The organism is Paracoccus sp. TRP, from assembly GCF_000185925.1.
GTDB classification, from domain to species: Bacteria; Pseudomonadota; Alphaproteobacteria; order Rhodobacterales; family Rhodobacteraceae; genus Paracoccus; species Paracoccus kondratievae.
This window is the reverse complement of sequence record NZ_AEPN01000077.1, coordinates 1-7,467: the sequence shown is the minus strand read 5'-3', so window position 1 is coordinate 7,467 and position 7,467 is coordinate 1. Positions and strand designations below refer to the sequence as shown.

Here is a 7,467-nt window from a genome sequence, read left to right as displayed (position 1 = left end):
GGGTCACGTCTCGACGGAAATCAACAATCAGCCGCTTCGGCGACAAGATCGTCGGCGTCGGCGGCTTCATCAACATCAGCCAGAACGCGCGCAAGGTGGTGTTCAGCGGCACCTTCACCTCGGGGGGCTTGCAGATCGAATGTTGCGACAACCGCCTGCGGATCGTGCAGGAGGGCCGCCACCGGAAGTTCGTGCCGCAGATCGAGCAGATCTGCTACAACGCCGGCTTCGCCGCCGAGGAAGGCCGCGTCGCGCTGTTCGTCACCGAGCGCGGCGTGTTCGACGTGGGTCCGAACGGGTTGCGCCTGATCGAGATCGCGCCGGGCGTCGATCTGGAGCAGGACATCCTGGCCAACATGGCCTTCCGCCCCGAAATCGCGGCGGATCTGAAGACGATGGATGCACGGCTGTTTTCCGAACAGCCGATGGGGCTCGCTGCCGGATTGGCCAGCGCGCCGGAGGGCCGCCGCAAACCCCGCCGCACCCTGAACTGAACCTTGCGCGACCGGCGCCAGCGCGCCGGTTCCACCAGATGACCACAGGTCGGACTGAACCCTAAGTCCGGCAATGAAGAAGGCTTGCCCTGACGCAAGCAGGAACCAGACGAGAGGAAGACGAGGATGAAACTTTTCCGCTATGGCGAGGCCGGCGCCGAACGTCCGGGCATCGTGGACGACCAGGGCAAGCTCAGGGACCTGTCATCGGTGGTCACTGACATCGACGCATGGGCGCTGTCGCCGGAAGGGCTGGCCACCATCGCCGCCGCCGATACCGCCAGCCTGCCCGAGATCGCCGGGCCTGTGCGCTATGGCGTGCCGGTGGCGCATGTGCCGAACCTTGTCTGCATCGGGCTGAACTATACCGATCACGCCGAAGAGACCAACGCCCCCATCCCGCAGGAGCCGATCCTTTTCAACAAGCACACCGCCGCCCTTTGCGGGGCCAACGACCCGGTCTGGTTCCCCGAGGATTCGACCCAGCTCGATTGGGAGGTCGAACTGGCCTTCGTCATCGGCACGCCCTGCTGGAACGTGACCGAGGCCGAGGCGCTGAGCCATGTCGCGGGCTACATGGTTCTGAACGACGTGTCCGAACGCCATTACCAGTTGCACCGCGAGGGCCAGTGGACCAAGGGCAAGAGCCATCCCGGCTTTGCGCCCTGCGGTCCCTGGATCGTGACCGCCGACGAGGTAGGCGACCCGCAGGAACTGGACCTCTGGCTCGACCTGAACGGCAAGCGCGTGCAGACCGGCACCACCAGCCGGATGATCTTCACCTGCGCTTTCCTCTTGTCCTATCTTAGTCGCTACATGGCGCTTCAGCCCGGCGATATCGTCACGACCGGCACGCCTCCGGGCGTGGGGCTGGGCAAGGTGCCGCCGAACTTCATGAAGCCCGGCGACGTCATGCGGCTTGGGATCACCCGTTTGGGCGAGCAGGAACAGAAGGTCGTTCCGCTGACCGAGGACGTGGTCCAGGCCTGGCGCGCGGCCCATGCCGCCCGCCGTCCCGGCGTCTGAACTTTTGCAATCGAATGCGGTGCCGGGGTTCCGGCACCCGAAACGGCAGGATCGGTTATGGCAATTCAAGGTCAGGCAGTGCTGGCGATCTGGAACGGCATCCAGCAGGATGCCGAGACGGAATTTCTGAACTGGCACGTTCACGAACATATTCCCGAGCGTGTCGCCTTGCCCGGATTCCGCCGGGGGCGGCGCTATGTCGCCTTGGACGGGCATCCGAAGTTCTTCAACTTCTACGAGGCCGACCGGCCCGAGGATTTCACCTCGGACGCATATCGCGCCGCGCTGAACACGCCTTCGCCCTGGACGAGGGCCGTGGTGCGCCATTTCACCGACACCTCGCGCACGGTCTGCCGGGTTCTGGGAAGCTGGGGCTGCGGCGAGGGGGCGCTGGTCGAGGCGGTGCGGCTTTCGGGTGGCGAGGCGACCGACGCTTTCCTGCATCGCCTGGCCGAAAGCGTCCTGCCCGAAATCGCCGCGCGGCCCGGTGTGGTCGGCGCCCACCTTCTGAAGGGGCAGGGCGAGATGGGGCGGCAGAACACCGAGGAAACGCGCCTGCGCGGCGGGCCGGATGCGGTGGCGGATGTGATCGTGCTGGTGGAGTTGACGGATGCCGCCGTCCTTTCCGCCCTTCGCGCCTCGGGTCCGCTTTGCGACGACGGCCTGCGCGCGGCGGGGGCCGAGGGCGAAATCCGCCGCGGCGTCTATGCGCTGCAATATTCGCTGTCGAAAGACGAGCTGCCGCACGTCTCGCAGGTATGAGCGGGGCAGGGAAACCGAAAGAGTATGGCATGACCGTAAAGGCGACGACAAGACTTATCGGCATGATCGGCGATCCGATCGCCAAGGCGCGGACGCCGGGCCTGCTCAATCCCCGGATCGCGGCGGCGGGCAAGGATCTTGCCGTCGTGCCCCTGCACATTCCGGCCGAGGCTTTCGACGGGGTTTTTCCCGCGCTGCTTTCGCTTGGCAACATGGCGGGCTTCATCGTGACCTATCCCTTCAAGGAACGCTGCATGGCTTTTGCCGACCGCATCGGCACCGGGGCGAAACTGGTCGGTGGCCTGAACGCCATGCGCCGGGAAGAGGATGGAAGCTGGACGGCCGAGATCGTCGACGGCATCGGCCTTTTGAATGCGGTGAAAGCCGTCCGTGATCCCGTTGGCGCAAGGGTGCTGCTGCTGGGTGCCGGGGGTGCGGGGCGCGCCATCGCGGTTTCCTTCGCTCAGGCCGGTGCGGCCGCCATCACGGTCGCCGACCTCGATGACGGGCGCGCGGGCAGCCTGGTTGCCAACCTGGCGGCGGCTTTTCCGGGCTGTGTGGTGCGCCGTGGCGGGCCGGATGCCGTTGGACACGACATCGTCGTCAATGCGACGCCCGTCGGCATGAACCCTGATGACGGCCTGCCGGGCGAGGTCGGCGTCTTCGCGCCGGGCATGACCGTCGCCGACATCGTTCCCGCCCCGACCCCGACCGCGTTGATGCGCAAGGCGCAGGCGGAAGGCGCCTCGGTCATTCCGGGATCCGCGATGACCGAGGGACAGGCCGTGGCATTGCTGAAGTTTTTCGGCGTCACCGGCTGATGCTGGCCGCCGATCCGCAGGACAGGAGAAAGAACATGCATATCATGATCATCGGCGGCGCGGGGATGCTTGGCCGCAAGGTCGCCGCGAAACTGGCCAGGGACGGCGAGTTGGGTGGCAAGCCCGTCACCGCGCTGACGCTGGTGGATGTCTTCCAGCCCGCCGCGCCCGAAGGGTTCACGGGCGTGCTGCGGCTGGAACGGCGGGACCTGTCGCAGCCCGGCGTGGCCGAAGAACTGGTGGCCCTGCGCCCGGATGTCATCCTGCATCTGGCGGCCATCGTCTCCTCGGAAGCCGAGGCGGATTTCGAAAAGGGCTATGCGATCAACCTCGACGGCACCCGCGCGCTGTTCGAGGCGATCCGGCTGGCGGGCGACGATTATTGCCCGCGCGTGGTCTTCACCTCGTCGCTCGCGGTGTTCGGTGCGCCGCTGCCCGATCCGATCGGCGACGACCATATCCTGACGCCGCTGACCAGCTATGGCACGCAGAAAGCCATCGGCGAGCTTCTGCTGGCCGATTACAGCCGGCGCGGCTTCTTCGACGGGATTGGCATCCGCCTGCCCACGATATGCATCCGTCCGGGCCGTCCCAACCGCGCCGCCTCGGGCTTCTTCTCGAACATCCTGCGCGAGCCGCTGAAGGGCGAACCGGCGGTGCTGCCGGTCGACCGCTCGATCCGGCACTGGTTCGCCAGCCCCGAGGCGGCGGCCGGCTTCATCCTGCACGCCGCCGCGCTGGACGGCGCCGCACTTGGCGACCGGCGCAACCTGACCCTGCCGGGCGTCTGCGTCAGCGTCGCCGAACAGATCGAGGCGCTGCGCCGCGTGGCGGGCGATCAGGCGGTGGCGCTGATCCGGGACGAGCCAGACCCCGCCATCGCCCGGATCATCGAAAGCTGGCCCCGCAGCTTCGACACGAAGCGGGCCAACGAGCTGGGCTTCAAGGCCGATGCCTCGATGGATGAGATCATCCGCCTGCATCGGCGGTCGGAAGCCGCCGAGTGACCCATCCGGCGACCGCGAGGTGGTCGCCATGCCATGAAGGAGTATCGCGATGCCTCGTTTCGCGGCTAATCTGACCATGATGTTCTGCGAATTGCCGTTTCTCGACCGTTTCGCGGCGGCGGCGGATGCCGGGTTCCGCGCGGTCGAGTTCCTGTTTCCCTACGACCACCCGGCGGAAACCATCCGCAAGGCGGCCGACAGCGCGGGCCTGCGCATCGTGCTGTTCAACCTGCCCCCCGGAGACTGGACGGCGGGCGAGCGCGGGATCGCCGCCCTCCCCGAACGGGCGGATGAGTTCAGCAGGGCATTGGCGCTTGGGCTGGATTATGCGCGGGTCCTGTCAGTGCCCCGGCTGCATCTGATGGCGGGGATCGCCTCGGCGCAAAGCGCGCCGCATCGCGACCGCTACCGCGACGCGATCGTCGAGGCGGCCGAGAGGGCAGGGCCGTCCGGCATCGACATCCTGCTCGAACCGCTGAACGGGCGCGACATGCCGGGCTATCTGCTGTCGGATTTCGGCATGGCCGAGGATATGATCGCCGGCCTCGGCCTGCCGAACGTCAAGCTGCAATTCGACATCTATCACCGCCAGATCATGCATGGCGACGTGACCGAGGCGCTGAAGACCCTGCTGCCGCTCATCGGCCATGTCCAGACCGCCTCGGTGCCCGGCCGGAACGAGCCGGGGACGGGCGAATTGGACGACGCGCGGATTTTCGGCGTGCTGGACCAGATCGGCTATCAGGGCCATGTCGGCTGCGAATACCGGCCGCTCTCGACGACGGGCGAGGGCTTGGGCTGGTTCGCGCCCTGGCGGGAATGAGGAGAAGCGCAATGTTCATCGGTGCAATCGCGGACGACCTGACCGGGGCGACGGACCTGTCGCTGACCCTGTCCCGCGAGGGGATGAGGGTTTTGCAGGTCGTCGGCGTTCCGACGCCCGACCTGGATATCGGCGATGCCGAAGCGGTCGTCGTCTCGATGAAATCCCGCACCAATCCGGCGGCGGAGGCAGTCCGTATGTCGCTGGCGGCGGCAGAGGTCCTGCGGAACTGGGGCGCGCGGCAGTTCCTGTTCAAGTATTGCTCGACCTTCGATTCCACAGATCAGGGCAATATCGGCCCGGTGGCGGATGCACTGATGACGTTCCTTGGCACGGATCGCACCATCGCCTGCCCGGCCTTTCCGACAAATGGCAGGACCGTCTATCGCGGCCATCTGTTCGTCGGTGATCGGCTTTTGTCGGAAAGCAGCATGAAGGACCATCCGCTGACGCCGATGCGCGACGCCGATCTGGTGCGGGTTCTGGGACGGCAAAGTGGGAACAGGGTCAGCCTGATCGGGCGCGAGACCGTGGCGGCGGGGGATGCGGCGTTGAAATCCGCCTTCGACAGGCTTTCCGGCATCGCCATCGTTGACGCCATTGACGATGCCGATCTTCGCGCCATCGGTCGTGCGGCGCGCGACCTGCCGTTGATTACCGGCGGATCGGGGATCGCCCTTGGCTTGCCCGCGAACTTCCTGCCGCAGGGCAGGGCGGCATCGGAAACCGCCCTGCCGGTTCCCGATGGCCGCGCCGTGTTCCTGGCGGGCTCGTGTTCCGCCGCGACCCGTCAGCAGATCGCCCGCGCCATTGCGGACGGCGTTCCGGCCCTGAAACTCGACGCCATCGCGATTGCCGAGAACCGCGTTTCCGTCGCCGAAGCCGTGTCGTTTTGCCTGGGTGCGGCCGGGGAACTGCCGCCGCTCGTCTGGTCCAGCGCCGAGCCTGCCGAGGTGCAGCGGGCGCAGGACCGCTTGGGCCGCGACCGCGCGGGCGCAGTGGTCGAGGCTTTCCTTTCGGACCTGGCCGAGGCGCTTGCCGGCCGTGGCTTCAACCGCTTCGTGATTGCGGGCGGCGAGACATCCGGCGCTGTCGTCACCCGCCTGGGCGTGCCCGCATTGGAAATTGGCCCTGAAATCGACCCCGGCGTGCCCTGGACCCGGTCGAGGGGCGGCGCGGCCCCCCTGGCGCTTGCCCTGAAATCGGGAAACTTCGGGGCAGAGGAATTTTTCCTGAAGGCATGGAGGTTGCTGCCATGACCGCGATCCTGTCCGAAGCCACCCGGATGCGCGATCTGATCGCCGAGGTCGGCAAGTCCCTGTTCGATCGCCGTCTCAGCTCTGGCTCGACGGGCAACATCTCGGTGCGCTTGTCCGACGGGTCGATGCTGATGACGCCCACGAATGTCTCGCTTGGTGCGCTGGAGCCGGGCCGGCTTTCGCATCTGGATGAGGACTGCAACCATCTGTCGGGGGACAAGCCGACCAAGGAAGCCTTCCTGCATTCCTGCGTCTATTGTCGGCGCGCCGGTGCCGGGGCGGTCGTGCATCTGCATTCGACCCATTCGGTGGCGGTGTCGATCCTTGGCGATGTCGATCCGGCCGACGTGCTGCCGCCGCTGACCGCCTATTACGTGATGCGGGTGGGGCGGCTGCCGCTGATCCCCTATTTCGCGCCCGGCGACCGAGACCTCGCCCGCGCGGTGGAAGCGGCGGCGGCGGATCATCACGCCATGCTGCTGTCGAACCACGGCCCGGTCGTGGCCGGATCGACGCTGAGAGACGCGCAATATGCGATGGAAGAGCTGGAGGAGACGGCGCGGCTGCATCTGCTGCTGGACGGCAAGGCGATCCGGCCTTTGACCGAGGGGCAGGCCGAAAAGCTGAGGACCTGAACGGGTTTCGTCGTATGCTGGATATTGGCCGCTTCGGCCACCTCTTGGAGCAGCAGGTCAAGCGATACATTCAGTCGGCGTTGTTGCAGAAGTCAGTGTGTGAGCGCAGTTTTCCCTTTCCGCGTTGAGTTCATGCCACGCGTTTGATCTCGGCGGATCCGAGGGCATTGAAGCGGTTCATGAGGGCGATGCGGATATGGATTTCGGCGGTCTGGCGGGCATTGCCCAGTTGGGTGATTGTGGGCGCAAAGGGGGGCGAAGCGTGAGCGCTTATGCGTTCATCTCGAGCGCATAGTCGTTCCACAGGCTGAAGGCGTCAGCCCGTGCGTGGCGGTATGAAGATGCGGTGAGACGATAGCGGCGGGGACGGAAGAGGGTGTTGATCTGGTCATGGGCGGCGAGGAATCTCTGCGCCTGTCGTTGAAGCGTCCCATGATCTTCTCTCGCCGTCGCGTTGGTCTGTGTGAGCCCTCGACCAGGTTGTTCAGCCCCTTGTGTGCCCTGTGGTCGGCGTCGGGAGCCAGGTTCCGGATTGGCTTGAAGTAGCTGCGCAGCTTGTCGGTGATCATCACACGCGGCTGGCCGAATTGCGCGATGAGCCTTGCCAGAAAGCGCCTCGCGGCTCTGGCGTTCCGGCGGG

The 7,467-nt window shown here is 66.3% G+C and carries 7 protein-coding genes and 2 pseudogenes; 8 read left to right on the top strand and 1 reads right to left on the bottom strand.

Going from position 1 to position 7,467, the window contains the following annotated elements; translation table 11 throughout:
- The 8 genes and pseudogenes from PARACOCCUSGL_RS22095 to otnC all read left to right on the top strand — a co-directional run.
- Positions 1–494 (top strand): annotated as a pseudogene (locus tag PARACOCCUSGL_RS22095) (acyl CoA:acetate/3-ketoacid CoA transferase); the annotation flags it as partial.
- A gap of 126 nt (positions 495–620) precedes the next feature.
- Positions 621–1,520: a fumarylacetoacetate hydrolase family protein gene (locus PARACOCCUSGL_RS0119230; protein ID WP_010400386.1), complete on the top strand. Its 900-nt coding sequence runs from the start codon at positions 621–623 to the stop codon at positions 1,518–1,520.
- A 57-nt stretch (positions 1,521–1,577) separates the two neighbouring features.
- Positions 1,578–2,282, top strand: coding sequence for a DUF4286 family protein (locus tag PARACOCCUSGL_RS0119225; RefSeq protein WP_010400385.1), 705 nt, complete (start codon positions 1,578–1,580; stop codon positions 2,280–2,282).
- Between the two features lie 29 nt (positions 2,283–2,311).
- Positions 2,312–3,103 carry a shikimate dehydrogenase gene (locus tag PARACOCCUSGL_RS0119220; RefSeq protein ID WP_010400384.1) on the top strand — a complete coding sequence of 264 codons (792 nt, stop codon included), beginning with the start codon at positions 2,312–2,314 and terminating at the stop codon, positions 3,101–3,103.
- Positions 3,104–3,138: 35 nt separating this feature from the next.
- A complete protein-coding gene (denD, locus tag PARACOCCUSGL_RS0119215; RefSeq protein ID WP_010400383.1) occupies positions 3,139–4,110 on the top strand; it encodes a D-erythronate dehydrogenase in 972 nt (323 codons plus the stop codon).
- A gap of 49 nt (positions 4,111–4,159) precedes the next feature.
- Positions 4,160–4,933, top strand: coding sequence for a 2-oxo-tetronate isomerase (gene otnI, locus PARACOCCUSGL_RS0119210; RefSeq protein ID WP_010400382.1), 774 nt, complete (start codon positions 4,160–4,162; stop codon positions 4,931–4,933).
- Positions 4,934–4,944: 11 nt separating this feature from the next.
- Positions 4,945–6,192, top strand: coding sequence for a 3-oxo-tetronate kinase (otnK, locus tag PARACOCCUSGL_RS0119205; protein WP_010400381.1), 1,248 nt, complete (start codon positions 4,945–4,947; stop codon positions 6,190–6,192).
- Positions 6,189–6,827, top strand: a complete 639-nt coding sequence (gene otnC, locus PARACOCCUSGL_RS0119200; RefSeq protein WP_040602354.1) for a 3-oxo-tetronate 4-phosphate decarboxylase — start codon at positions 6,189–6,191, stop codon at positions 6,825–6,827. The genes otnK and otnC overlap by 4 nt, the downstream gene beginning before the upstream one ends.
- Before the next feature lie 270 nt (positions 6,828–7,097).
- On the opposite strand, the pseudogene PARACOCCUSGL_RS21685 reads toward otnC, so the two are convergent.
- Positions 7,098–7,467, bottom strand: a pseudogene (locus PARACOCCUSGL_RS21685) (DDE-type integrase/transposase/recombinase); the annotation flags it as partial.